This is a genomic window from Sulfuritalea sp. (assembly GCF_031426875.1).
GTDB lineage: Bacteria > Pseudomonadota > Gammaproteobacteria > Burkholderiales > Rhodocyclaceae > Sulfuritalea.
Genome location: NZ_JASJPC010000012.1, coordinates 76,217 through 98,148, shown reverse-complemented (window position 1 = coordinate 98,148; position 21,932 = coordinate 76,217). Strand labels below are relative to the sequence as shown.

Sequence of the window (21,932 nt, the reverse complement as noted above, 5' to 3'; positions counted from 1 at the left end):
TCCCCCCGGCCCCCTCGCCAGGCGAGGGGGTGACAATGGTTCGCCGCGGGGCGCTCATGACCCCACCTGCGGCGGCAGGGTTACGATCGACAGGTAGAAGGAATCGATGCCCCTGACCACCTCGGCAAACTTGCCGAAGTCGACGGGTTTGGTGATGAAGCAACTGGCCTGCAGCAGATACGACTTCTGCACGTCCTGCTCGGCCGCCGAGGTGGTCAACACCACCACGGGTATGTGTTTCAGGCGGACGTCGGCCTTCACCGCGGCGAGGACTTCGCGCCCGTCCATGCGCGGCAGGTTCAGGTCGAGCAGGATCAGGTCGGGCAGCGGCCGGTCGCGGTAGGCGCCCTCCTGGCGCAGGTAGGCCAGCGCCTCGACGCCGTCCCTGACGACATCCATCGGGTTGTCCACCTTGCCGTCCTTGAAGGCTTCCACGGTCAGGCGCACATCGCCCGGATTGTCTTCGACCAGCAGGATTCTGATCGGATGGGTGCGAGGATTCATGACGGGTCTCCGTCGGGAAGGGTGAAGCAGAAGCTGGAACCGCTTCCGGCTTCGGCACTGACCCAGATGCGTCCGCCGTGACGCTCGACTATCCGCTTGCAGATCGCCAGCCCGATGCCGGTTCCCGGATAGTCTGCCGCCGTGTGCAGCCGCTGGAAAATCACGAATATCCTTTCGGCGTATTGCGGATCGATGCCGATACCCTGGTCCGCGACGCTAAGCTGCCATTCGCCTTCCCCGCGCAGCGCAGCGATGCGGATCATCGGCGGCGCTTCGCGGCGGAACTTTATGCCGTTACTGACGAGGTTTTGCAGCAGGAGTTCCATCTGGGTCGCGTCGGCCCAGACGGTGGGCAGGTCATCGACACGAATCGCCGCACCGCTTTCGTCGATGGCGGCTTTCAGGTTCGCCAGGACACGCTGCATCACCGCCGCCAGAGGTGTCGGCTCCAGTTCCCTGCCGCGCGTGCCGACGCGGGAAAACGCCAGCAGGTCGTTGATCAGCCTTTGCATGCGCAGGGCGCCGTCCACGATGTAGTTCAGGAAGTCATCGGCATCCGCGTCGATGCGGCCGCGATAGCGCTTGACCAGCAACTGCGTGTAGCTGGCGACCATGCGCAACGGCTCCTGCAGGTCGTGCGAGGCGACGTAGGCAAACTGTTCCAGGTCGGCATTGGAGCGGGCCAGTTCCCTGGCTTGCTGCGCCAGGCGGCGGTTGGAGTCGCGCAATTCGGCAGTGCGCTCCCTGACGCGGATTTCCAGTTCGTCGTGAGCGCGCTGCAAGGCCTCTTCCGCGGCCTTGCGCGCGGTGACGTCGCGCAGGATGACGGTGAACACCAGGCCCGTGTCCAGCACCAGCTTGGCGATCGAGGCTTCGGCCGGGAACTCGCTGCCGTCCTTGCGGCGACCGTAGATTTCGCGGCGCTCGGCCATGACGCGGGCCGCATCCGGCGCCACGGCAAAGCCCTCGACCAAGCCGTGGTGGCTGTTCCTGAACCGATCCGGCAACAGGATTTCGAGCGGCCGGCCGAGCGCCTCGTCGACCTTGTAGCCGAAAATGCGCTCGGCACCGCGGTTGAACATGGTGATCGCCTGCGCGGCATTCACCGTGATGATGGCGTCATCGGCGATATCGAGGATTTCGGCAAGGTGCGGATCGGCCGTCGCGGCACCGCCCGGATTTGCCTCAGCGCGAAACGCAGCGGCGGGCCTGCTGCTCGCCGTCGATGCCACACCGATAGCGCTTTTCTCGCCGCCAAGGTCCGTTTTCAAGGCCCACTCCATCACCCTGCCATGAAAACCACAATGCACCCGATGAGCGCCAATATCAACCACAAGCACATCAGGGTGGAATCGCCGCCGCCGGTCTGCTGCGCCCTTTTGTGGGGCCGGCTTCAGCCGGGTAGAGATGGATCGCGCTGTAGGGCCGTGTAGGGCCGACTTCAGTCGGCCAAAGGTGGCTGGCGGGCTGAAGCCCGCCCTACAATCCGCCCCCCAGAGCGCCCGACAAGGGAACAACCATCGCGCTAGCTGCGCGTGAGGATCGCCTTCAGCCGGTTCGGCGTGCGCACCAGGTCGGCCAGCGTGTATTCGTCCAGCGTCGCATACAGAGTCTCGAAGGCGCGCGACAGCACCGCCGCCAGCCGGCAGGCCGGCGCGATACGGCAGCTTGCGGGCTCATCCGACAGGCATTCGACGATCGGCGCGTTACCCTCGCTGGCGCGCACGATCTGCCCCAGGCGGATTTCCTCGGGCGGGCGCGCCAGGCGGATGCCGCCGCCCTTGCCGCGCACCGAGTCGATGACCCCGGCGCGCGCCAGCTGATGCACCACCTTCATCAGATGGTTCTCGGAAATCTCGTAGGCCGCGGCAATCTCCGGAATGGTGGCCAGCCGCTCGCGACTGAGCGCGAGGAACATCAGCACGCGCAGGGTGTAATCTGAAAAAGTGGTCAGTCTCATGATGTCGGGTCCGCGCTTATAAGCTGCATCCATTATATTGCTTTTAAAAAAGCGCGGTGTTAGGATTAAGCTGTATTTAATTTACTGCTTTGTAAAAGACCATGGCCACCGACACCGACATAGATACAGCCAAGCCCGTGCCCGATGAAGCCGCGATCAGGGCGCTGCTGCGCCGGGTGATCGATCCCGAGATCGGCATGAACATCGTCGACCTCGGCCTGCTGTACCGCGTCGATGCCGGGCCGCAAGGCGTCCTGATCGAAATGACCATGACCTCGCCGGCCTGCCCGATGGGCGAAATGATCCTCGACGAGGTCAAGGACGTGCTCGCCCATGCGCTGCCGCAAAACTGCGCGACGGATGTCCGCCTGGTCTGGGAACCGCCCTGGACGCCCGCGATGATGGATGCGGCGGCCAAGCAGCATTTCGGCTGGGAGCCCTAGATTCCGCAATCCTCCAACCCTCCGTTACACCCGTTGCACTCTCAACCCGCAGCATTCAACATTCAACAGGAGCAAGCCCATGAGCAGCACACCGAACTTCAAATCCACCGTCGATGTCCGCAGCATCGCCCCGCGCGAGCGCCACCCGCTGATTTTCGGCACTTTCGATGCGCTCGCCGCCGGCGAGGCGCTGCTGCTGGTCAACGACCACGATCCGAAGCCGCTGTTCTACCAGTTCCAGGCCGAATCGAAGGGCGAGTTCACCTGGGACTACCTGGAGTCCGGCCCCGAAGTCTGGCAGGTGAAGATCGGCAAGCCCGCAGCCGGCGCAGCGCCGGTGGCGGTCGGCGGCTGCGGCTGCGCGCACTGACCGACAACGGCGATGGCCGACCTGCGCCCCGCCGCCCGCCTGCCGCTGCTGGTGCTGGGCATGTTGTCCCTGGTCGGCGGCGTGCTGGCCGGCCTGGCGCGGCTGGACTGGCACATGCCGTCGGTGGCGGCAGGTGCCGCCGGCTGGCACGGGGCGCTGATGATTTCCGCCTTTCTCGGCACCGTGATCAGCCTCGAACGGGCCGTGGCGCTGGGCCGCGGCTGGGCCTACCTGGCGCCGGCCGCGGCCGGCATCGGCGGCGTCGCCCTGCTGGCCGGCGCGCCACTGTTGCTGACGCAGCTGTTGGCAGTCGCCGCGGCAGCGACCCTGGTCGCCGCCAGCGCCCAGGTGCTGCGCCGCCTGGTGGCGCCCTTCACCGTGATCCTGGCGATCGGCGCGCTGTGCTGGCTGATCGGCAACCTGGCCTGGCTGGGCGACGGCGCACTGACCGCAGCGGTACCCTGGTGGCTGGCCTTCCTGGTGCTGACGATCGCCGGCGAGCGGCTGGAACTGACCCGCTTCCTGCCCACCCCGGCGCGGGCGCAACGGCTGTTCTTCGCCATCGTCGGCGCCATCCTGGCCGGCGCCGCGACCAGCTTCTGGCACCTCGATGCCGGCCTCGGCCTGTTTGCCGGCGGCCTGCTGGCGCTGGCCGTCTGGCTGCTGCGCTACGACCTGGCGCGGCGCAATGCCCGGCAACAGGGTCTGACCCGCTTCATCGCGCTGTGCCTGCTCTCCGGCTACGCCTGGCTGGTCCTGGCCGGCCTGCTCGGGATCAGTGGGGGCTTCCTGCCCGGCCATCCCTGGCGCGATGCGGCATTGCACGCGGTCGGCCTCGGCTTCGTGTTCTCGATGATCTTCGGCCACGCGCCGATCATTTTTCCCGCCGTGATGCGGGTCAGGATTCCCTACCACCCGGCCTTCTACCTGCCGCTGCTGGTGCTGCACGTTTCGCTGGCGCTGCGGGTTTTCGGCGGCCTCAGCGGCGAATTCGCGCTGCGCAGCGAAGGCGGCCTGATCAACGCCATCGCCCTGCTGCTGTTCGTCGCCACCCTGCTGACCAGCGTCCTGCGCGGCCGGCGCACAGCGCCGCTGGCGCAGGCCCACGGCCACACGCCGCCCTGAAGCCGCACCCCACCTCAACCCGGAGCTGCCATGTTCTTCAGCAAACTCAAAACCCGCCTCGCCGCAGCAGAAGCCGACCAGGCCCGGCTGCAGGCCGAGAACGCCGCGCTACTGCAGCGCATCGGCCAGATCGAGTCCGCCCACGCGGCGCTGAGCGGCGAAACCGGCGGCCTGCGCCGCGACCGCGCCCATCTCGATGGCGTCTTCTCCAGCCTCGGCAGTTTCGGTGAATCCCTCAGCGGCGTCAGCCAGTCCTTCCTCGGCCTGGCCACCACGCTGAACCGCGAAAAAGCTTCGGCCCTGGAAGCCGCGACCCAGTCCGACACCAACCGCCTGAGCTTCGAAAAGACCGCCGACAACCTGAATGCGATGTTCAGGAAAATGACCGACGCCTCGCGCAACGTCGACAGCCTGAATCAGCGCGCCGCCGAGATCGGCGGCATCGTCGGCCTGATCAAGGAAATCGCCGACCAGACCAACCTGCTGGCGCTCAACGCCGCGATCGAGGCAGCACGGGCCGGCGAGGCCGGACGCGGCTTCGCCGTGGTCGCCGACGAAGTGCGCAAGCTGGCGGAGCGCACGGCCAAGGCCACCACCGAGATTTCCGGCCTGGTCGGCGCCATCCAGCAGGAGACCGGCACCGCCAAAGCGGCGATGGAAGTGGGCGCCGGGGAAGCCAGCCGCTATTCGGCCGAAAGCGAGCAGGCGATGCACAGCATGCAGCGCCTGCATGAATTGTCGCGGCACATGGAAGGCGCCATCGCCTCGTCCGCCCTGCTGTCGAACGTCGAACTGGCCAATCTCGAAGAGCTGATGCTGAAGCTGGAGGTGTACAAGGTGTTTCTCGGCATCTCGCGCCTGCAGCCCAAGGATCTGCCGGACGAGACGCAATGCCGTCTCGGCCAGTGGTACTACGCCGGCGAAGGCCGTGAGCGCTTTGCCGGCCTGCGCGGCTATGCCGACCTGGAAGCCCCGCACCGCGCCGTGCATCAGCACGCCCGCCGCGCCGTGGAGCTCTACTATGCCAGCGGCCTGGAGGCGGGCCTGGCCGAACTCAAGGCGATGGAGCAGTCCAACCTGGTGGTGATGTCCGGCATGAACCGGATGCTTGGCGCATTGGCCGCATCATGAGCGCCCCGCACGGCCGCCCGAAGGAGCGCCAGTCATCCCACGAAGCCGCAGAGCGGCGCACCGTAGTCACCCCCTCGCTCGGCGAGGGGGCTGGGGGGAGGGTCGTCCAGTGAATGCGAACCCCGGCGCAGAAAAATGGACCGTCGAGCAGGTGCTCTCTATCCATGCCTGGACCCCCACCCTGCTGACCTTCCGCACCACACGTCCGGCCGACTTCCGCTTCACCGCGGGGCACTACACGCGCCTGGGCCTCGGCGCCGACGACGCGGTGGTGTGGCGCCCCTATTCGATGGCCTCGGCGCCGCAGGCCGACTATCTCGAATTCATCGCCGTGCTGGTACCCGGCGGCGCGTTCTCGGAGCAGTTGAAGAAGCTCCGCGTCGGCGACAGCCTGCGCGTGGACAAGGCCAGCTACGGCTTCCTCACCGTCAACCAACTGGCGCCGGGCAGGGATCTCTGGCTGCTCGCCAGCGGCACCGGGCTCGGTCCCTTCGTCTCCATCCTGCGCGACGCGGCGGTGTGGCAGGACTACGCGCGCCTGATCCTGGTGCACAGCGTGCGCCAGTCGGCCGAACTCGCCTGGCGCGACGAAATCGCCGCGCTGCCCGAAAAGCATGGCGGGGCGCCGGCCCGGCTCAGCTACATCCCCATCGTCACCCGCGAACCCGGCGCCACGGCGCTGGCCGCACGCATCCCGCTGCTGCTCGCCGACGGCCGCCTCGAAGCCGCGGCGGGCAGCCCCTTGAGCATCGCCGATTCGCGCCTGATGGTCTGCGGCAATCCCGAGCTGGCGCGCGAACTGCGCGAGTTCCTCGGCGCGCGCGGCTACGCCACCAACCGCCGCGGCGTACCGGGACAGATGGCCTTCGAGAAATACTGGTAAGCGCGATGCCGCCGCGATGAAGCGCCATCCTCAACTACAGGACCTCTCGCGCGAACATCACGGCGCGCTGAAGCTCGCGCGCGACGCGCGCCAGGCCGCCGAGACAGGCGCGGCGGGCAAGCTCGCGACGATCGCCGAGCGCGTCGTGCGCCTGTTCGCCGCCGAACTCGATCCGCATTTCCGCGTCGAGGAGCAAGGCCTCCTGGCGACCCTGGCGCAGGCCGGCGAACATGCGCTGGTGCAGCGCACCCTGGACGAGCACACGCAACTGCGCCGCCTCGTCGCAGATCTGGCGGCACCCGATGCCGCCACGCTCCTGCGCTTCGCCGACCTGCTCGCCGCGCACGTGCGCTTCGAGGAGCGCGAACTGTTCGAAGTGGCCCAAGGCCACCTCGCGACCGGCCCGGCCTGACGGACGCCGATCCGTGCCAACGCAGCCCGTCCGGCCATGACAAAGAAATTTCCCTTGCATCCCAGGCATCCCGAGCGGATTTGCTGGGGCTGCGACAAATACTGCCCGGTCGATGCCCTCGAGTGCGGCAACGGATCGGACCGCACCCAGCACCCGGTGGAACTGCTCGGCGAGGACTGGCTGGAGCACGGCGACTGGGGCATAGCAACCGAACCGGCCCCAGCCGCCGACGATGCCGATCGGAGCGCCGCGGATTAGCTTCGGCGGATTGCGCACCACCAAGAGTTGGCGCTGGCGATACGGCAGGCCGTGCGGCCCAGGGCAATCGCATGAACGCCGAAAGCGGCACCTCCTCCCCCTTCAAGGGGGAGGCCGGGAGGAGGATGGGGAAAAAACGGGCCAGCGTCGGTTCAAGTTTCGACGCATATCCCAAATGCGAGAGTTGGTGCTGGCGATACGGCGGCGAGTTTTGTCGAAAATCCGACGAGAACTCTATCTCGTGCTACTCGAACAATTCCGAGTCCTTCGGTAGCGGCGCAGCCCTTATCGACTGGCCTGTTCCAGCAGCGCCTTGTTATTTTCCGTCAGCGGCAACAGGTAATTGACGGCCGCGATCACACGGTTATCCGTTGCGGCTACTGCCTTCAGGGTCAAGTACACGTAGCCTGCCGCAACCGCGTAATTTCCCACGACGACCACCTGCGCGTTGTAGTTCTTCGTGAGTTCGCGCACGTCGCGGGAAAGCAGCAGTTCGCCGGTTCCTTCACGGATATAGACATTGTTGCGAAGCTTCATCTCGACGATGTTGTATCCCCGCTGCGTAAGCCGCGTCGCCACCTGTTCGGAGATCAAGCGCCCCAGTCGCGAGGACTGGTTCAGGGAGTCGATATTCACCATCGTGGCGATCAGCACCGGGAGATTCTTGTCGATTGGCACCGCTGTTACGGCTACCAGCTTATCGACAGCCGAGTAGTTTGCCTGGGTGAACTCGCTCGTTTCTGCCGCCTGATATGTTGGACCTGTGGCGCAAGCGGCCAGGAAAGCGACGCAAAGCAGGGCGACGATCTTCTTCATTGTCCAGTCACTCCAATATTCTTGGTCTGTGCCTGGAATGGCGGCTCATACACGTACATTCGGCTGTCCGCATCCGCGACGTAGTAGATGCTCGTACTACGGGCCAGATACTGGCTGGCGTCGCCTACGCTGGTGGTGACAATGATTTCTGTCTGCGGCGTTTCGCCCGTGGCGAACTCAGAGCGGAACCAGGAATAGGCGTCGGCACCTGCGGCAATTGCGACACCGGCACCAAGCACCTTGCCCGCCGTATCGAGATTTACGTTACGCAACGCCCATACGCCGGCCGTCACGGCAGTGGCCAGACCGGTGTAGTTGTATTGAGGGCGATTCGGCGCAAAGCGAACGGCCTGCGTATCCACGTCGACGCTCAGGGCTCCGGCAGGGCTCTTCATCACTGTGTAGCCCTTGCCCACCAAGGCGGAAATCAAGTCGTTGGTGAAGGCCCGGTCGAAGGCGGTCCTGACCGAAGACTGATTCACGTATAGCGGGCGCTTGTCCTTGAGGCCCGATGAAATCTGTTTTGCAACGTCTCCCGCGATCACGTTCCAATGCGCGGCCGCCTGAAGTTTCGGCTGCTTGCTGGTCGGGAAGTTGGTGGCCAGGGGAACCTCGCTGTAGGGTGTCGCGCAAGCGGCGAACAGCGGAACAACGAGCAGAGCTACGACAAATTGGGTTCTGGTCATACGTTTTCCCCTTGGGTGAGTGCCTTACGCGCATTCAGCATCCATACAGGATAACGCATACAACGGTATGCAGACAAGGCGAGGTGTATAGGCAAACCTTGCCCGCTTATGCGGGACAAGAAATTACCGACGGCGATGTTTGGCGAGGTGTTGCAGGAGTTGCGCTTGCGACAGGCTCTCACGCAAGATCAACTCGCCGAACGCGCAGGTACCGAACGCAGCCACATCAGCGCCCTTGAGCGGGCCGAGAAAGGTCCGGCGCTCGCAACTATTTTCAGTCTCGCCGACGCTCTCGGCATTTCGGCGGCCGAATTGATCGGACACGTCGAGCAGAAACTGAAATCTACGCAAAAGCAACGATAACGGTTCTGACGGGTCAGCGTCGGTTCAGGTTTCGACGCATTCCCCAAACCCGAGAGTCAGCGCTGGTGGCGCGGGCTCAAAGACCCGCATGCGTTGCCCAGAACTTCGCGGGAGTGACGATCGGGTAGCGCGATGCCAGAGCCAGCAAGTCTTTGTCTCCAGTGATCAGATAGTCCGCGCCGGATGTCGCTATCGCCGCCAGCAGCGTGGCCAGTACAGGTTGATCATCGGCATCGCGCAATTCCGGGTCTATGCCGGGCACCGGTTCGACGAGCTCGGCCTGGATGGAAAGCGCATCGACCAGATCGTCAATTTCAGCCGCCGTCAAACCATGGCGCTGTGCCAGTCGAGGCAAGACGCGTCGCAATTCGTCCAGAATGAATGCGGAAAGCAATACCTCCACAGAACCGTGGCGCCAGGCAGCCAATATCCTGCCCGGCACACTGGCCGGATAGGCGATGCCCGAGAGCAGGACATTGGTATCGAGCACCACCCGCAGAGTCGCCATGGCGACTCAACGCTTATCGGCCGAGCGACGCGACTGCTTTCGTTCCAACGCTATGGCGACGTCGATTTCAGCCAGTCCTTCCGCCTCCGGGATCGCGGCAAAGCCAGCCTCGATGCGTTGACATAGCGCATCGAAGCGGACCTGCATACGTCGGATACGCTCGAACAGGCGAGCATCCACCAGCGCCGCCACTGGCTTGCCGTCCTTGTTGATCACCACGGTGTCGTGGCGATACTGCACCTGGTTGAGCATCTCACCCAGGTTCTGCCGAAAGTTGACCGCACTGGTTTCGGTAATCATGGCGCCTCCGTGATATGACCATACTTACCATTATGACCCATATGATCGTCATGATCAAAGCTTTCCCATGTGGCCGCGGGCAATGCCCGGCCTGCCCAGATTGCGATTTCAGCGCGCGGCCTCCAGCACGATGTCGAAGCGCAGGGTATTCGGCGCCCCGGTCTCGGGCAGCCCGAGCAGCGCCCGGCGCGCGGCGGGGTCGCGGATCGCCATGAACAGGCCGTCGCGCTCGTTGGCGGCGCCAGCCGCGCCGGGCAGATACATCTGGGTCACCAGCAGTTCGCGCGTGCCGCGGCTGGCGCGAAAATGCACATGCGGCGTGCGCCCCGGATACTCGACCGGTTCGATCGTGAGGAAGCGATAGCTGCCGTCGGCGCCGCTCGTGGCGCGGCCATAGCCGCCGAACTGCGGATCGAGCGGCTGCGGGCTGTTGTCGTGCGGGTGGTGGTAGCGGCCGTGCGCGTTGGTCTGCCAGATTTCGAGCAGCACGCCCGGCTGCGGGCGGCCGGAGGTATCGAGCACACGGCCGACGATGGTCAGCGGCTTGCCCTGGGCGCGGGCCTTGCCGTCCTGGGTGGCGAGATCGTTGCCGGCGCCCGTGTCGGGGCGCAGCGGATAGAAGGGGCCCAGCGCCTGACGCGGCGTCGCCATCGGGCCGGACGCGGCACGGGCGGCGTGCGGCAGCAAGACGAGCAGCGGCGACGCCAGCAGCAAGCGGCGCCGGCGGCGCGTGGCGGCGGCCGATGGCGCAAGAGTTGGCGCTTGCCGGCCCGCGAAGCGGAATCCCCGGCAGACAGAGTCCGCTACGGCGAGGCGGATGGTCATGGCTTCACTCTCCCGCTCACATGCTCACATGGTCAGAGTCAGGCCGCCATCGACCACGAAAATGTGGCCGGTGGCATAGCGGCTGCGCAGCAGCCCCAGCGTGGCCTCGACGCAGTCGTCCGGAACGGCGGAGCGCTGCAGCGGCGCGCGGCTCCTGACCGCCTCGTGCTGCGCCTGCCAGTCCTTGGTCCACGGCGTTTCGACCAGGCCGGGAGCGACGGCATTGACCCGCACCGGGCCGCAGGACTTGGCCAGCAACCGCGTCATCTGGTTCAGCGCAGCCTTGGCCATCGAATAGGCGATCGAGCTGCCGACCGGGCGCACGCCTGCGATCGAGGTGATGTTGATGACATTGCCGTCGGCGCTTTGCTTGAGGTAAGGCATCGCCGCCTTGGTCAGCAGCCAGGTGCCGGTGACGTTGATGTCGAAGGTTCTGGCGAATATCTCGTCGGTCAGCGCGGCGAGGTCGTGATGCGGCACGGCCGTGGTCCAGCCGGCGTTGTTCACCAGGATGTCGAGTTTGCCGAAGCGTTCGATGGTGGCGGCCAGCAGGCGTTCGCCGGCGGCCTTGTCGCTGATGTCGGCCTGCACGTAGCAGGCGTCCTTGCCGAGTTCGGCGGCGATGCGGCTGCCGGCTTCGACCGAGTGCGCCGAGTTGATCACCACCGAGGCGCCCAGCGCGGAGAGCCGCCGCGCGATGGCCTCGCCGATGCCGCTGCTGGACCCCGTGACCAGCGCCACTCTGTTGGAAAACTCGCTCATCAAATCCTCCTGTTTTGTTGTGGGACGGACCGCAGGGCGGAAGTAGGGCGGACTTCAGTCCGCCATCCACCTTGGCCGACTGAAGTCGGCCCTACAGCGCCGGCTGCAGCCGCCCTGCGTGGCCTTATGGGACGGCAGGATAGCCCAGACTCAGCCGGTCAGCTTGCGGTAGATCTCGGCGATTTTCTGCGGCAGCTTTTTGGCGTCGTCGATCACCGCATAATGCGCCGGGCCATAGAGCTGCGGCAGGTAGTCGGCGCCGTGGCGGTCGATGGTGACGCAGTAGCTGCGGATGCCCTTCTCGCGCGCTTCGAGCAAGGCGCGGCGGGTGTCCTCGATGCCGTAGCGGCCGCGGTATTCGTCGCCGTAGTCGTCGGGGCGGCCGTCGGACAGCGTCACCAGCAGCTTGTGGCGGGTGTTCTGGCGGGCCAGCAGGCCGGTCAGGTGGCGCACCGCAACGCCCATGCGGGTGTAGTCCTTGGCTTCGATGCCGGCGATGCGGCTGCGCGTGGCGGCGTCGTAGCGGTCGCTGAAACGCTTGACCGGATAGATGTCGCAATGCGTGCGCGTCCAGCCCGAAAAACCGTAGATCGCGTAGCTGTCGCCCAGCGCCTCGATCGCCTCGCACAGCAGCACCAGCGATTCGCGCTCGGCATCATTGACCCAGCCCTTGGTCGAACCGCTCATGTCGACCATGAACATCACGGCCAGCGAGCGTTCGATGCGACGGCGGTGGATGAACAGGCGCGGCGAGGGTTCCGTGCCGCTCTTGCGGTCGGCGCGCGCCTCGACCTGGGCGTCGAGGTCGATTTCCTCGCCGTCGAACTGGCGCCGCTGCGGCTTGTCCTCGCCGCGCAGGGCCTCGAAGCGGCGGCGGATGCTGCGGATCAGGTGGGCATGGCGGGTACGCACTTCATCGACCCACGCGTGGTCGCCGACCGGCGCCTTCATTTCATAGAGATGGCACCAGCCATGGCGCCAGGCCGCGCGCCGGTAGTCCCACTCGTCATAGAAGGCGTCGGGCTGGGTGGTGACGGTGACCGCAGCGTAACTGTCGACGCCATCGACCGGCGCCCAGGCACCCGGCCCCGCCGCCTGCAGGACTTCGGGCGGAATCTCGCCGAGATCCTGCTGCAGCGAGCGCGCGGCGGCGCGCGCCGGCGGCGGCAGCGCAACGAACTCCGCCTGCGGGTCGACATGCTGGGTCTGGCCTTCCGCCGCCAACGGCGGGTAGTCCGGATGGTCCTGTCCACCCGCGCTCGGATCGACGGCGCGCAGCAGGTTCAGCGCCTGGCGCAGCGTCGCCGTATCGCGCGCGATGCGGACAGCGCGCACGCGGCGCGCGGCGAGCGGATCGAGCGCGCCGACATGCGGGAAATTCGGCGTCTCGCCAGCGCCAACTCTGCGCAACTCGGCCAGACAGGCCAGGCTGTCGGCCGCGCTCGCCTGCGGCCGCGCCAGGGCCGCCGCGGTGGCCGCAAGCTGTGCCGGCCACGGCCCGCGCAAACCGGCGATGTCGGCGGCAAGGCCGGGCAATTCGCGCGCGATACAAGCTTCGAGACGCATCGCCTCGAACAGCGCGAACCAGCGCAGCGCGGGCTCGGGCGCGGGCCACTGCGCCAGTTCGGGCTCGGGGTCGATGTTGAAGCTGCCGAAGCGCGTCTGCGCCCACAGCAGCGCCGCGATGGCCTTGTACAGGCGGCGGTTGCCGGCGGCATCCGGCGCCGCGTCGAGGCGTTCCGGCAGCCACAGGGTTTCGCTGTCGGTCCAGGCCCGGGCCCCGCTGGCCAGCTTCAGCGGCCGGCCTTCGAGCGCATGCAGGAAGCGCGACAGGCGGCCCTCGATCGCGCCGAAGGCAACGCCCTCCTGCGACTCGAAGGCGCCGGCCCGGTGCGCCGCGGCGAAGTCGTTCAGGGCACGGCGCGTGGCGGCGAGGCCGCTGTGATCGTAGGCATCGAGCCCGGCGCGCGCCCAGTCGTCGAGTTGCGCGCCGAGGCTGGCGGCCTGCTCCGCGGCGCGCGAGGCGATCAGCCAGCCCAGGTCGTCCGAGGTCTGCGCGGCGACCCCCGCCCAGTGCAGCACGCGCTCCTGCAGTTCGCGCGGCAGGGTTTCGAGCAGCGCCGCCGGCTCCGCCGCCGAGCGCTGGCGCAGGGACAGCAGCAGCAGTTCGTCGAGCCGCACTTCGAGTTCGTGAGCGAAGAGCTTGCGTTCGCTCATGAGGGTCTAAAAAACTGCGCGGATCAGGTCGTCGAGCGCGTCGCGCGTATCGGTTTCGTCGGCCAGCGGGCGGGCGATGGCCGCGGTGCAAGCGATCGCCGGACTCATGCCGCTGGCAATCAGCTGCGCGGCATGCACCAGGAGGCGCGTGCCGGCGCCTTCGTCGAGCCCGGCGCCTTTCAGCTTGCGCGTGAGACCGCCGAGCTTGACCAGCTTCCGCGCGGTGTCGTCATCGACGCCGCCTTCGTGGGCCACGATGCGCGCCTCGATCGCGGCCTCCGGGTAGTCGAAATCCAGCGCGACGAAGCGCTGCCGTGTGCTCGGCTTCATTTCCTTCAGCACGCTCTGGTAGCCGGGGTTGTAGGAAATCACCAGCATGAAGTCCGGCGGCGCCTCGATGTACTCGCCGCGCTTTTCCACCGGCAGCGCGCGCCGCGAATCGGTCAGCGGATGGATTACCACCGTGGTGTCCTTGCGCGCCTCGACGATCTCGTCGAGATAGCAGATGGCGCCGGCGCGCACCGCGGCCGTCAGCGGGCCGTCCATCCAGACGGTTTCGTCGCCGACGATCAGGTAGCGGCCGACGAGATCCGCCGTGGTCAGGTCGTCGTGGCAGGCCACGGTCACCAGCGGCCGCTGCAGGCGCCAGGCCATGTGCTCGACGAAGCGCGTCTTGCCGCAGCCGGTGGGGCCCTTCAGCATCACCGGCAGGCCGCTTTTCGCCGCCGAGGCGAAGACCTCGAGTTCGTCGCCGGTGGCATGGTAGTAGGGTTCGCTGGCGAGATGCACCAGCGGTGTGGCCAGCGCGCGCGGCGCCGAGTTTCGGGCAGGGTTCATCGCGGTACCTGTTTCACAACTATTTCGTCGGCAACTATTTGGGCAACTACTTCGGCAACTATTTAGGCAACTATTTAGGCAACTTCGGCTGCTTGGCTTCGTCGGCCAGGCGTTTTTTCAGTTCGCGCAGCCGCGAATCCACTTGCGACTGTTCGTAGAAATTGCCGTCGCCGGCCTTTTGCGCCAGTTCGAGTTGTTCCACGGCCTGCGGCAACTGGCCCAGCAGCACATAGCTTTCGGCCTGGGCGCGATGCTGCTGCAGGCGCTTGTCGAGCAGCGACCAGGTCTGCGCCTGCAGGGCATGCATCTTGGCGTCCGAGGGGTAGTTCAGCAGTTCGTCTTCGGTGACCTTGATCGCCTGCTGCGGCTGGCGCGCCTCCAGCAGGGATTCGACCAGGCCGTAGGCGATCGCACGCTCCTGCGGAAAGCGCGGCTGCGCGTCGCGCAGTATCTTCACCGCGCCGGCCGCATCGCCCTGCTTCAGGCGCAGTTGCGCGGCGAGCGTCTCGATCATCGGCGACACCGCCTTGAGGCGACGCAGCTCGCCCATCTGCTTTTCCGCCGCCGCGAGATTGCGATCCCGCAACTGCGCCTGGGCCAGGCCGTAGCGCACGGCGGCCTCGCTGCCGGCGAAGCTGCGATCCTTGAGCCGGGTTTCGAACTCGGTCACCGCGTCGCGCGGCGTGCCATCCTGCGCGCGCAGCTTGGCGCGCACCAGTTGGAATTCGAGAGAATCCGCCACCTGCCGGTAGGGCCGCGACTGGATCCGGTTGCCCATGTCGGCCAGACGCTCGGTGGTCAGCGGGTGGGTCCGCAGATAGCCCGGCGCATTGTTCTCGTACAGGCGCCCGAACTTTTGCAGCCGCTCGAAAAAACTGCTCATGCCGCGAATATCGAAGCCGGAACGCTCCAGCACGCCGAGGCCGAAACGGTCGGCCTCGCGCTCGAAATCGCGCGAGTAGTTGAGCTGGTTCTGGATCGCCGCGCCCTGCCCGGCCATGGCCGCGCCCATGGCCAGATCCGGGCTGCTGCGCGCCGCGAGGATCGCCACCGCGAGCGCCAGCAGACTGGTCACCTGCCCCTGCCCCGACTTGTTGACCAGGCGCGCCAGGTGGCGCTGGGTGACGTGGGAAATTTCGTGCGCCAGCACCGAGGCCAGCTCGGATTCGGAAGCCGCCGCGAGGATCAATCCGGTATGCACGCCGATGAAGCCGCCGGGCATGGCGAAGGCATTGAGCGTCGTGTCGCGCAGCGCGAAGAACTCGAATTCCTGGCGCGCTTCCGCGCTCTGCGCCGCCAGCCGGTTGCCCAGCCGGTTGAGATAGCTGTTGACCTCGGGGTCATCGAGCCACGCCGGATCGCGCCGGATATCCAGCATCACCGATTCGCCGATGCGCCGTTCCATGGCCGGCGAGAACTCGGCCTGCGCGGCTTCGCCGAGGTCGGGCAGGCCGTCGGCCACCGACAGGGCCGGTGCCGAAAGAATGCCGAAACCGAGAATCAGGGTGCTGGCAAGCGGATAAAATTTCATACCGCTATGATAGCGGCTCCGCAAAAACCAGTTGTGACAGCGTATTTCATGAAGCCATCGCCCATACCGTCCGCACCGCCCCCACAGCCCGATCGCAACGCCTCTGCCAGCCCGCTGACCCACTTCGATGCCGCCGGCCAAGCGCACATGGTCGACGTCGGCGCCAAGAGCGAAACCACGCGCGTGGCGCGCGCCCGGGGCCATATCCGCATGGCAGCGGCCACCTTCGCCCTGATCGAAAGCGGCTCGGCCAAGAAAGGCGACGTGCTGGGCATTGCGCGCATCGCGGCGATCCAGGGCTCCAAGCGCACCTCCGAGCTGATTCCGCTGTGCCACCCGCTGGCGCTGACGCGCGTCGCCGCCGAATTCACGCTCGATGCCGAACGCCACCGGGTGACACTTGAAGTGACGGCGGAAACCGTGGGCCGCACCGGCGTCGAGATGGAGGCCCTGACCGCGGTGTCGGTCGGCCTGCTGACCATTTACGACATGTGCAAGGCCGCCGACCGCGGCATGGTCATCGAAGACGTACGCCTGCTGGAGAAGGCCGGCGGCAAATCCGGACACTGGCTGGCTGACGACAAATGAACTCGAGCAATCAACAACGCGCCGTGGCCTGGTGGCTGTTCGCCTGCTGCGCCATGGTGTTCCTGACCATGGTGGTCGGCGGCGTGACGCGCCTGACCCACTCGGGCCTGTCCATCGTCGAATGGAAGCCGCTGATCGGCGCCCTGCCGCCGCTGACCCATGCCGATTGGCTGGAACTCTTCGCCAAGTACCAACAGACGCCGGAGTTCATCCAGCGCAACCACGACATGACGCTCGAAGGCTTTCAGTTCATCTTCTGGTGGGAATGGGCGCATCGCCTGCTCGGCCGCTCGATCGGCCTGGTGTTCTTCGTTCCCTACGCCTGGTTCCTGCTGCGCGGCCGCTTGCGCGGCGCGCTGGCGGCCAAGGTGTTCGGCTTCTTCATCCTCGGCGGCCTGCAGGGTGCGATGGGCTGGTACATGGTCAAGAGCGGCCTGGTCGACGATCCGCGCGTGTCGCAGTACCGGCTGGCCGCACACCTCGGGCTGGCCTTCGTGCTGTTCGGCCTGATGGCCTGGACCGGGCTGGGCATGCTGCAGCCGAGGAATGCCAATAGCGCCGTCTCGCCAGCGCCATCCCACCAGGGGATACCGCTTCGCATAACTTTCACGCGACGGCTCGGCAACTGGCTGGTGGCGCTGGTCTTCATCATGGTGCTGTCGGGCGCGCTGGTCGCCGGCATCCGCGCCGGCCTGGCCTACAACACCTTCCCGCTGATGAACGGGCATTTCGTACCGCCCGAGATCTTCATGGTCGAGCCGCTATGGCTGAACTTCTTCACCAACATGGCCACGGTGCAGTTCGACCACCGCATGATCGCCTGGCTGCTGATGGGACTGATCCCCTGGTATTCCTGGCACATATGGCGCGAGACGCCCGCGGCGCGCACGCCGGCCGTGGTGTTGACGCTATGGCTGGCGGTGCAGGTGAGCCTGGGCATCGCCACGCTGCTGCTGCAAGTGCCGGTGGCGCTCGGCGCCGCGCACCAGGCCGGGGCGATGGTGCTGTTCGGGCTGCTGATCTGGGCCAATCACGCGATCCGGCGATAAAGGGCTGTTGGCTGTAGCGTACTGGACCCGCTGATCGGATATTTGTCGTCGATGCCGGTCTAGCGCTATCGGGCGACAATCGGCCATTCCCCGACGTTCCGTCACGCCGCCAAGTGGCACCACCAATACGTCAATTGTACGGTTTGAATTGCGTACCGTTTCGCACTGAACTACAATGAGCCGTATTTCTTCCGTAATGAAGGCGAGCCTATCATGTCTACTGTTGCCCAAACCCACGAACGCATTGATTTGCGCACATCGCCGGAAATCAAGGAACTGATTGTCCGGGCGGCCTCTTCTGCAGGGATGTCGGTAAGCGCTTTTCTGCTCGGCACTGCTCAGGAACGAGCCAAGCAGATCCTAGCGGAGAAAGAGATGATCACTCTCACCTCCCGTGACTGGAACGCCTTTGCGAAAGCGCTGGACAATGCCGAGAAACCCAGGCCGAAGTTGTCCGCTGCAATAAAACGTCACCGCAATTGGCAGCAAGGCAAGCGTTGACTTCCATTCCCTTGATCAGCATTGAAGCGCTGGCGTCGACTCATGACCGCCGCACATTTTCATGTGGTGTTGACGCACTGGATGAATATCTTCGGCGGTTTGCTCGCCAGCATGCCGATGCCAATGTAAGCCGCACCTACGTTGCCGTGGAGGGATCAACTGTTCGCGGTTTCTACAGCTTGGCTATGTCGGCTATCCGAAAGGAGAACCTGCCTGCCAAGCACCTGAACCGATTCCCAAACTTCCCGCTTCCGGTTGCACGCCTTGCTCGCCTGGCTGTTGAAATGCGCCATCAGAGGCAAGGACTAGGTGAGTTGCTGCTGGCGGATGCCTTACAGCGTTGCCTGCGGCTTTCCGTCGAGATTGGAATGATCGGCGTCATTGTGGACGCCAAGGATGACCATGCGCGGGGCTGGTATGAACGCTATGAATTCGAGCGGCTACCAGATTCGCCCTTGACATTGTGGTTACCCACACCAGCGATTGCCCGTCTATAGGTAGTATTTGATGCCGGCGAGGATGGAAGAACACCGGTCCGCCTCGGGAAACAACCGCGAGTCGGCGGGGCGAGCTGAGCCGGACCTCGAATCGTCGCAGTCCGGCCATTTCCAGCCAGTCGCGTTTGGGGCCAAAATACCATTGCGGTGCAATCATTTCCCCGCTAAACTGCTATCATTGATAGCAACTCGGGAGGTAAGATTATGGCTACCAATCTTGTGGTTCGGAATGTTGACGAGGACGTTGCCTTGGCACTGAAACAGCTGGCAGCAGCTCATGGTAGAAGTGCGGAAGCCGAGCATCGCGAGATTCTAAGATCAGTTTTGCAGCGCCCGAAGCGGCGGTCTGTTGCCGAGATTCTCTCGAATATGCCAAATGTTGGTGAAGACTCCGACTTCAATTGCCGCAATGGGTAGGCGCCGACATGTACCTGGTCGACACCAATGTCATCAGCGAGGCCCGGAAGGGGGAAAAAGCGAACCCAGGTGTTCAAAGGTTTTTCCAGGCAATCGAAGCTGAAGACCTCTATTTGTCCGTACAAACCATCGGTGAGATTCGACGAGGGCTGGAGAATATCCGGCATCGTGGCGATCTTCCTCAAGCCAAGAAGCTAGAAGTTTGGCTTGACTTGGTCGTGACGAGCTACGCTGATCGGATATTGAGCTTCGATGAAGAATGTGCTCAAGTATGGGGCCGCCTGATGTCGCCTCGTCATGAACATCCAATAGACAAACAGATTGCAGCCATTGCGTTGATCCATGACCTGACAGTAGTAACCCGCAACGTCGATGATTTCCGCGGAACTGGTACGAAAACCAGCAATCCCTTCGTTTAACAACTTCAGATCTTCTTATGCCTCTCAATTGAATGGCTGCTTTGAGGCAGCGCAAGCGTCGCTTATGGGCACTTCTGCGACATTCAATCCTGGCGGTCATCAACGTAGACGGCGGAGACACGGTTTCCTCAGGGAATCGTGGCCTGCGCGGAATTTCCCATGATTTACAGAAAGTCGGCGCTGGCGCTACGGCGATTCATGGTCGGGAGCCGAGCATTTCCGCGCATTCCTCTTCAAGCGCGTCGAACACGGCGGGCGGTATGCGCGGCTGATACTGCTTGCGCCGCCGCAGGGAAAGCCCGCCGTTGTTCTGCAGGCAGGCCACCGCCAGCGTGGTGAGGTCGTTGCCGCGCACGTCGAAGCGCGCATCCACCGCCTTGTGCATCCAATCGAAGCGGGCAAGAAAGCCCGTTTCCTGGCGCAGATTTTGTTTCCCGATCCCGGAAAATCTTGAATTCGAGCCGCGACGCCTAATTTTTTATTCAGGCGCGGATCTGGTCAAACGGTTTTTGCAACAGCAACTGAGAGCTATTCGCCAAGCTCCCGATTTTCTCTGCGCCCTCTGTGCCCTCTGTGCCCTCTGTGTTCTCTGTGGCCAATAGGTTTATCGCTTACTCGTAGCGGACCTCGATGATGTCGATTTCGCGCAAGCCCCCGGGGCTGTCGAAGCGCACCGTATCGCCTTCGCGGGCTTTCAGCAGTGCGCGCGCCAAGGGCGAGATCCAACTGATGCGGCCCTCCTGCGCGTTGGCTTCGTCGATGCCGACGATCTGGTAGGTCTCTTCCGTGCCGTCGGCATCGCAGACCGTGACCGTGGCGGCGAAGAACACCTGATCGCAGTTGCGCTGATCGGCCGGATCGACGATCACCGCCGACTCCAAACGCTTGCTCAAAAAACGGATGCGCCGATCGATTTCGCGCAGGCGCTTCTTGCCGTAGATGTAGTCGCCGTTCTCCGAGCGGTCGCCGTTGCCCGCCGCCCAGGACACCACCTGCACGATCGCGGGCCGTTCGACCTTGACCAGGTGCTCGAACTCGGCGCGAATCTGCGCGTGGCCGCGCACCGTCATGTAGTTTTTGGTGCCGGCGGGGATCTGCGACTCGGGCGCTTCTTCCTCGTCGTCGTCCGATTCTTTGACAAAAGCCTTGTTCACGTGATGGAAATCGCCAACAAAATTAAATGTTAACATCCAAAGCATGACAAGTCCCGCCGCCTCCACACCGCAACGCCCTCTTTCCACCGTGCTAATGTTTGCCGCGCTGATCGTCTGCGTGGCCATGGGCATCCGCCATACCTTCGGCCTGTTCCTGACGCCGATGAGCATGGAGCACCAGTGGAGCCGCGAAGTCTTTTCCTTCGCCCTCGCGCTGCAGAACCTGATGTGGGGCGCGACGCAGCCCTTTGCCGGTTTTCTCGCCGACCGCTTCGGCGCCCGGCGCGTGTTGTGGGGCGCCAGCCTCCTGTATGCGCTCGGGCTGGTGGGCATGGCTTACGCAGCGACCGGCAGCGGCCTCGCCGCCAGCGCCGGCCTGATGATCGGCGCCGCGCAAAGCGGTTGCACCTACAGCGTGGTGTTCGCCGCCCTCGGCTCCCTGGTGCCGGCAGCGCGGCGCGGCTGGGCGATGGGCGTGGTCGCGGCGGCCGGCTCCTTCGGCCAGTTCCTGATGATTCCGGTGGCATCGGGCCTGATCAACGGCATGGGCTGGTTCGGCACGCTGCTGGTGTTCGCCGCCGGATCCCTGCTGATCATCCCGCTCGGCGGGGCGCTGACCCGCGGACTGGTCGCCGCGGCCGCGAGCAAGGGTCAGACCGGGCGCGAAGCGCTGCACGAAGCCGCCCGCGAAAAAGGCTACCTGCTGCTCAACCTGGGCTATTTCGTCTGCGGCTTCCAGGTGGTGTTCATCGGCGTGCATTTCCCCACCTACCTGCTCGACAAGGGCCTCGGCCCCGAGGTCGGCATGACCTGCCTGGCCCTGATCGGCCTGTTCAACGTGTTCGGCAGCTACGGCGCCGGCCAGCTCGGCAACCGTTTTCCGAAGCGCCTGCTGCTGTCGGCGATCTACGGCACGCGCAGCATCGCCATCGCGCTGTTCCTCTGGATGCCGCTGACGCCGGCCAGCGCCTACCTGTTCGCCGCGACCATGGGCGTGCTGTGGTTGTCCACCGTGCCGCTGACCAATGCCCTGGTGGCCCAGGTGTTCGGCGTGCGCTATCTGGGCATGCTCTCCGGACTGGTGTTTTTCAGCCACCAGGTGGGCAGCTTCCTCGGCGTCTGGCTCGGCGGCCGGTTGTTCGACGCCACCGGCTCCTACGACACCATCTGGGGCATCTGCATCCTGCTCGGCGTAGTTGCGGCGCTTTGCCACCTGCCGATCGACGAGCGCAGCCTGGAAACCCGGCGCCTGGCCGCCGCCACCTGAAGCCACCTGCAGCCACCTGCAGCGGGTGACTGCGCCTGGATATCGATTTGAGAGGCTATTTCGCCTCAATTCCGGCGCTAAGCACCCGCGCCGGGAAAATTCCGCCCGG

At 65.1% G+C, this 21,932-nt stretch carries 29 protein-coding genes; 15 read left to right on the top strand and 14 right to left on the bottom strand.

Annotated features, from left to right (window positions below; genetic code table 11):
* Nucleotides 1-54: 54 nt before the first annotated feature.
* The 3 genes from RMO95_RS06125 to RMO95_RS06115 form a co-directional block, all read right to left on the bottom strand.
* The gene (locus tag RMO95_RS06125) at nucleotides 55-504 is read right to left on the bottom strand and encodes a response regulator (RefSeq protein WP_310449710.1); all 450 of its coding nucleotides are present in this window, start codon (nucleotides 502-504) and stop codon (nucleotides 55-57) included.
* On the bottom strand, nucleotides 501-1,775 hold the full coding sequence (locus RMO95_RS06120; protein ID WP_310449709.1) for a sensor histidine kinase: 1,275 nt from the start codon (nucleotides 1,773-1,775) through the stop codon (nucleotides 501-503). The genes RMO95_RS06125 and RMO95_RS06120 overlap by 4 nt, the downstream gene beginning before the upstream one ends.
* Nucleotides 1,776-2,029: 254 nt before the next feature.
* Nucleotides 2,030-2,464: an Rrf2 family transcriptional regulator gene (locus RMO95_RS06115; protein WP_310449708.1), complete on the bottom strand. Its 435-nt coding sequence runs from the start codon at nucleotides 2,462-2,464 to the stop codon at nucleotides 2,030-2,032.
* 101 nt (nucleotides 2,465-2,565) lie between these two features.
* Between RMO95_RS06115 and RMO95_RS06110 the strand changes: the two genes are divergently transcribed.
* The 7 genes from RMO95_RS06110 (at nucleotide 2,566) to RMO95_RS06080 (ending at nucleotide 7,086) form a co-directional block, all read left to right on the top strand.
* Nucleotides 2,566-2,907, top strand: coding sequence for a metal-sulfur cluster assembly factor (locus RMO95_RS06110; protein ID WP_310449707.1), 342 nt, complete (start codon nucleotides 2,566-2,568; stop codon nucleotides 2,905-2,907).
* Nucleotides 2,908-2,986: 79 nt separating this feature from the next.
* Nucleotides 2,987-3,277, top strand: coding sequence for a DUF2249 domain-containing protein (locus tag RMO95_RS06105; RefSeq protein WP_310449706.1), 291 nt, complete (start codon nucleotides 2,987-2,989; stop codon nucleotides 3,275-3,277).
* A 12-nt stretch (nucleotides 3,278-3,289) separates the two neighbouring features.
* Nucleotides 3,290-4,402 carry a hypothetical protein gene (locus tag RMO95_RS06100; RefSeq protein ID WP_310449705.1) on the top strand — a complete coding sequence of 371 codons (1,113 nt, stop codon included), beginning with the start codon at nucleotides 3,290-3,292 and terminating at the stop codon, nucleotides 4,400-4,402.
* Nucleotides 4,403-4,432: 30 nt separating this feature from the next.
* Complete coding sequence (locus RMO95_RS06095) at nucleotides 4,433-5,533, top strand: methyl-accepting chemotaxis protein (RefSeq protein WP_310449704.1); 1,101 nt, start codon at nucleotides 4,433-4,435, stop codon at nucleotides 5,531-5,533.
* A 109-nt stretch (nucleotides 5,534-5,642) separates the two neighbouring features.
* The gene (locus tag RMO95_RS06090; protein ID WP_310449703.1) at nucleotides 5,643-6,416 is read left to right on the top strand and encodes a ferredoxin--NADP reductase; all 774 of its coding nucleotides are present in this window, start codon (nucleotides 5,643-5,645) and stop codon (nucleotides 6,414-6,416) included.
* Between the two features lie 16 nt (nucleotides 6,417-6,432).
* The gene (locus RMO95_RS06085) at nucleotides 6,433-6,828 is read left to right on the top strand and encodes a hemerythrin domain-containing protein (RefSeq protein ID WP_310449702.1); all 396 of its coding nucleotides are present in this window, start codon (nucleotides 6,433-6,435) and stop codon (nucleotides 6,826-6,828) included.
* 36 nt (nucleotides 6,829-6,864) lie between these two features.
* The gene (locus RMO95_RS06080; protein ID WP_310449701.1) at nucleotides 6,865-7,086 is read left to right on the top strand and encodes a DUF3079 domain-containing protein; all 222 of its coding nucleotides are present in this window, start codon (nucleotides 6,865-6,867) and stop codon (nucleotides 7,084-7,086) included.
* A gap of 285 nt (nucleotides 7,087-7,371) precedes the next feature.
* On the opposite strand, the gene RMO95_RS06075 is transcribed toward RMO95_RS06080, so the two are convergent.
* Nucleotides 7,372-7,902, bottom strand: a complete 531-nt coding sequence (locus RMO95_RS06075) for a FlgO family outer membrane protein (RefSeq protein ID WP_310449700.1) — start codon at nucleotides 7,900-7,902, stop codon at nucleotides 7,372-7,374.
* On the bottom strand, nucleotides 7,899-8,588 hold the full coding sequence (locus RMO95_RS06070; protein ID WP_310449699.1) for a hypothetical protein: 690 nt from the start codon (nucleotides 8,586-8,588) through the stop codon (nucleotides 7,899-7,901). The genes RMO95_RS06075 and RMO95_RS06070 overlap by 4 nt, the downstream gene beginning before the upstream one ends.
* Nucleotides 8,589-8,696: 108 nt before the next feature.
* On the opposite strand from RMO95_RS06070, the gene RMO95_RS06065 reads away from it, so the two are divergent.
* A complete protein-coding gene (locus tag RMO95_RS06065) occupies nucleotides 8,697-8,951 on the top strand; it encodes a helix-turn-helix transcriptional regulator (protein WP_310449698.1) in 255 nt (84 codons plus the stop codon).
* A 76-nt stretch (nucleotides 8,952-9,027) separates the two neighbouring features.
* Here the strand turns inward: RMO95_RS06065 and RMO95_RS06060 are convergent, their stop codons facing one another.
* From RMO95_RS06060 to RMO95_RS06030, 7 genes are all read right to left on the bottom strand, one after another.
* Nucleotides 9,028-9,459, bottom strand: a complete 432-nt coding sequence (locus tag RMO95_RS06060; RefSeq protein WP_310449697.1) for a putative toxin-antitoxin system toxin component, PIN family — start codon at nucleotides 9,457-9,459, stop codon at nucleotides 9,028-9,030.
* A 6-nt stretch (nucleotides 9,460-9,465) separates the two neighbouring features.
* A complete protein-coding gene (locus RMO95_RS06055; protein ID WP_310449696.1) occupies nucleotides 9,466-9,759 on the bottom strand; it encodes a type II toxin-antitoxin system Phd/YefM family antitoxin in 294 nt (97 codons plus the stop codon).
* 108 nt (nucleotides 9,760-9,867) lie between these two features.
* Complete coding sequence (locus tag RMO95_RS06050) at nucleotides 9,868-10,584, bottom strand: protocatechuate 3,4-dioxygenase (protein ID WP_310449695.1); 717 nt, start codon at nucleotides 10,582-10,584, stop codon at nucleotides 9,868-9,870.
* A gap of 24 nt (nucleotides 10,585-10,608) precedes the next feature.
* Entirely contained in the window at nucleotides 10,609-11,346 is a 738-nt protein-coding gene (locus tag RMO95_RS06045) for an SDR family oxidoreductase (protein WP_310449694.1), read from the bottom strand.
* A gap of 150 nt (nucleotides 11,347-11,496) precedes the next feature.
* The gene (locus tag RMO95_RS06040) at nucleotides 11,497-13,563 is read right to left on the bottom strand and encodes a nitric oxide reductase activation protein (RefSeq protein WP_310449693.1); all 2,067 of its coding nucleotides are present in this window, start codon (nucleotides 13,561-13,563) and stop codon (nucleotides 11,497-11,499) included.
* Between the two features lie 6 nt (nucleotides 13,564-13,569).
* Nucleotides 13,570-14,400: a CbbQ/NirQ/NorQ/GpvN family protein gene (locus RMO95_RS06035; RefSeq protein ID WP_310449692.1), complete on the bottom strand. Its 831-nt coding sequence runs from the start codon at nucleotides 14,398-14,400 to the stop codon at nucleotides 13,570-13,572.
* A gap of 70 nt (nucleotides 14,401-14,470) precedes the next feature.
* Nucleotides 14,471-15,931, bottom strand: coding sequence for a M48 family metalloprotease (locus tag RMO95_RS06030; protein WP_310449691.1), 1,461 nt, complete (start codon nucleotides 15,929-15,931; stop codon nucleotides 14,471-14,473).
* Between the two features lie 48 nt (nucleotides 15,932-15,979).
* Between RMO95_RS06030 and moaC the strand changes: the two genes are divergently transcribed.
* The 6 genes from moaC (at nucleotide 15,980) to RMO95_RS06005 (ending at nucleotide 19,402) form a co-directional block, all read left to right on the top strand.
* The gene (gene moaC, locus RMO95_RS06025; RefSeq protein WP_310449690.1) at nucleotides 15,980-16,519 is read left to right on the top strand and encodes a cyclic pyranopterin monophosphate synthase MoaC; all 540 of its coding nucleotides are present in this window, start codon (nucleotides 15,980-15,982) and stop codon (nucleotides 16,517-16,519) included.
* Nucleotides 16,516-17,568, top strand: coding sequence for a COX15/CtaA family protein (locus RMO95_RS06020; protein WP_310449689.1), 1,053 nt, complete (start codon nucleotides 16,516-16,518; stop codon nucleotides 17,566-17,568). Before moaC ends, RMO95_RS06020 begins: the two co-directional genes overlap by 4 nt.
* Before the next feature lie 213 nt (nucleotides 17,569-17,781).
* Nucleotides 17,782-18,069 (top strand): DUF1778 domain-containing protein, encoded by a 288-nt coding sequence (locus RMO95_RS06015; protein ID WP_310449688.1) that lies wholly within the window; start codon nucleotides 17,782-17,784, stop codon nucleotides 18,067-18,069.
* On the top strand, nucleotides 18,066-18,566 hold the full coding sequence (locus tag RMO95_RS06010; RefSeq protein ID WP_310449687.1) for a GNAT family N-acetyltransferase: 501 nt from the start codon (nucleotides 18,066-18,068) through the stop codon (nucleotides 18,564-18,566). Before RMO95_RS06015 ends, RMO95_RS06010 begins: the two co-directional genes overlap by 4 nt.
* A 204-nt stretch (nucleotides 18,567-18,770) precedes the next feature.
* On the top strand, nucleotides 18,771-18,983 hold the full coding sequence (locus RMO95_RS23110) for a FitA-like ribbon-helix-helix domain-containing protein (protein ID WP_409574929.1): 213 nt from the start codon (nucleotides 18,771-18,773) through the stop codon (nucleotides 18,981-18,983).
* A gap of 8 nt (nucleotides 18,984-18,991) precedes the next feature.
* Nucleotides 18,992-19,402 (top strand): type II toxin-antitoxin system VapC family toxin, encoded by a 411-nt coding sequence (locus RMO95_RS06005; RefSeq protein ID WP_310449686.1) that lies wholly within the window; start codon nucleotides 18,992-18,994, stop codon nucleotides 19,400-19,402.
* A 196-nt stretch (nucleotides 19,403-19,598) separates the two neighbouring features.
* Here RMO95_RS06005 and RMO95_RS06000 read toward each other — a convergent pair whose 3' ends face one another.
* Nucleotides 19,599-19,787: a hypothetical protein gene (locus RMO95_RS06000; protein ID WP_310449685.1), complete on the bottom strand. Its 189-nt coding sequence runs from the start codon at nucleotides 19,785-19,787 to the stop codon at nucleotides 19,599-19,601.
* A gap of 226 nt (nucleotides 19,788-20,013) precedes the next feature.
* Complete coding sequence (greB, locus tag RMO95_RS05995; protein ID WP_310449684.1) at nucleotides 20,014-20,556, bottom strand: transcription elongation factor GreB; 543 nt, start codon at nucleotides 20,554-20,556, stop codon at nucleotides 20,014-20,016.
* A 43-nt stretch (nucleotides 20,557-20,599) separates the two neighbouring features.
* Here greB and RMO95_RS05990 point away from each other — a divergent pair, with 43 nt between their 5' ends.
* Nucleotides 20,600-21,823, top strand: coding sequence for an MFS transporter (locus RMO95_RS05990; protein WP_310449683.1), 1,224 nt, complete (start codon nucleotides 20,600-20,602; stop codon nucleotides 21,821-21,823).
* Nucleotides 21,824-21,932 lie beyond the last annotated feature (109 nt).

Bases quoted from the DNA above. Each gene is read 5' to 3' on its own strand.
- RMO95_RS06125 (WP_310449710.1), bottom strand. From the start codon at position 504: ATGAATCCTCGCACCCATCCGATCAGAATCCTGCTGGTCGAAGACAAT.
- RMO95_RS06115 (WP_310449708.1), bottom strand. From the start codon at position 2,464: ATGAGACTGACCACTTTTTCAGATTACACCCTGCGCGTGCTGATGTTC.
- RMO95_RS06110 (WP_310449707.1), top strand. From the start codon at position 2,566: ATGGCCACCGACACCGACATAGATACAGCCAAGCCCGTGCCCGATGAA.
- RMO95_RS06105 (WP_310449706.1), top strand. From the start codon at position 2,987: ATGAGCAGCACACCGAACTTCAAATCCACCGTCGATGTCCGCAGCATC.
- RMO95_RS06100 (WP_310449705.1), top strand. From the start codon at position 3,290: ATGGCCGACCTGCGCCCCGCCGCCCGCCTGCCGCTGCTGGTGCTGGGC.
- RMO95_RS06095 (WP_310449704.1), top strand. From the start codon at position 4,433: ATGTTCTTCAGCAAACTCAAAACCCGCCTCGCCGCAGCAGAAGCCGAC.
- RMO95_RS06085 (WP_310449702.1), top strand. From the start codon at position 6,433: ATGAAGCGCCATCCTCAACTACAGGACCTCTCGCGCGAACATCACGGC.
- RMO95_RS06080 (WP_310449701.1), top strand. From the start codon at position 6,865: ATGACAAAGAAATTTCCCTTGCATCCCAGGCATCCCGAGCGGATTTGC.
- RMO95_RS06075 (WP_310449700.1), bottom strand. From the start codon at position 7,902: ATGAAGAAGATCGTCGCCCTGCTTTGCGTCGCTTTCCTGGCCGCTTGC.
- RMO95_RS06070 (WP_310449699.1), bottom strand. From the start codon at position 8,588: ATGACCAGAACCCAATTTGTCGTAGCTCTGCTCGTTGTTCCGCTGTTC.
- RMO95_RS06065 (WP_310449698.1), top strand. From the start codon at position 8,697: ATGCGGGACAAGAAATTACCGACGGCGATGTTTGGCGAGGTGTTGCAG.
- RMO95_RS06060 (WP_310449697.1), bottom strand. From the start codon at position 9,459: ATGGCGACTCTGCGGGTGGTGCTCGATACCAATGTCCTGCTCTCGGGC.
- RMO95_RS06055 (WP_310449696.1), bottom strand. From the start codon at position 9,759: ATGATTACCGAAACCAGTGCGGTCAACTTTCGGCAGAACCTGGGTGAG.
- RMO95_RS06050 (WP_310449695.1), bottom strand. From the start codon at position 10,584: ATGACCATCCGCCTCGCCGTAGCGGACTCTGTCTGCCGGGGATTCCGC.
- RMO95_RS06045 (WP_310449694.1), bottom strand. From the start codon at position 11,346: ATGAGCGAGTTTTCCAACAGAGTGGCGCTGGTCACGGGGTCCAGCAGC.
- RMO95_RS06040 (WP_310449693.1), bottom strand. From the start codon at position 13,563: ATGAGCGAACGCAAGCTCTTCGCTCACGAACTCGAAGTGCGGCTCGAC.
- RMO95_RS06035 (WP_310449692.1), bottom strand. From the start codon at position 14,400: ATGAACCCTGCCCGAAACTCGGCGCCGCGCGCGCTGGCCACACCGCTG.
- RMO95_RS06030 (WP_310449691.1), bottom strand. From the start codon at position 15,931: ATGAAATTTTATCCGCTTGCCAGCACCCTGATTCTCGGTTTCGGCATT.
- moaC (WP_310449690.1), top strand. From the start codon at position 15,980: ATGAAGCCATCGCCCATACCGTCCGCACCGCCCCCACAGCCCGATCGC.
- RMO95_RS06020 (WP_310449689.1), top strand. From the start codon at position 16,516: ATGAACTCGAGCAATCAACAACGCGCCGTGGCCTGGTGGCTGTTCGCC.
- RMO95_RS06015 (WP_310449688.1), top strand. From the start codon at position 17,782: ATGTCTACTGTTGCCCAAACCCACGAACGCATTGATTTGCGCACATCG.
- RMO95_RS23110 (WP_409574929.1), top strand. From the start codon at position 18,771: ATGGCTACCAATCTTGTGGTTCGGAATGTTGACGAGGACGTTGCCTTG.
- RMO95_RS06005 (WP_310449686.1), top strand. From the start codon at position 18,992: ATGTACCTGGTCGACACCAATGTCATCAGCGAGGCCCGGAAGGGGGAA.
- RMO95_RS06000 (WP_310449685.1), bottom strand. From the start codon at position 19,787: ATGCACAAGGCGGTGGATGCGCGCTTCGACGTGCGCGGCAACGACCTC.
- RMO95_RS05990 (WP_310449683.1), top strand. From the start codon at position 20,600: ATGACAAGTCCCGCCGCCTCCACACCGCAACGCCCTCTTTCCACCGTG.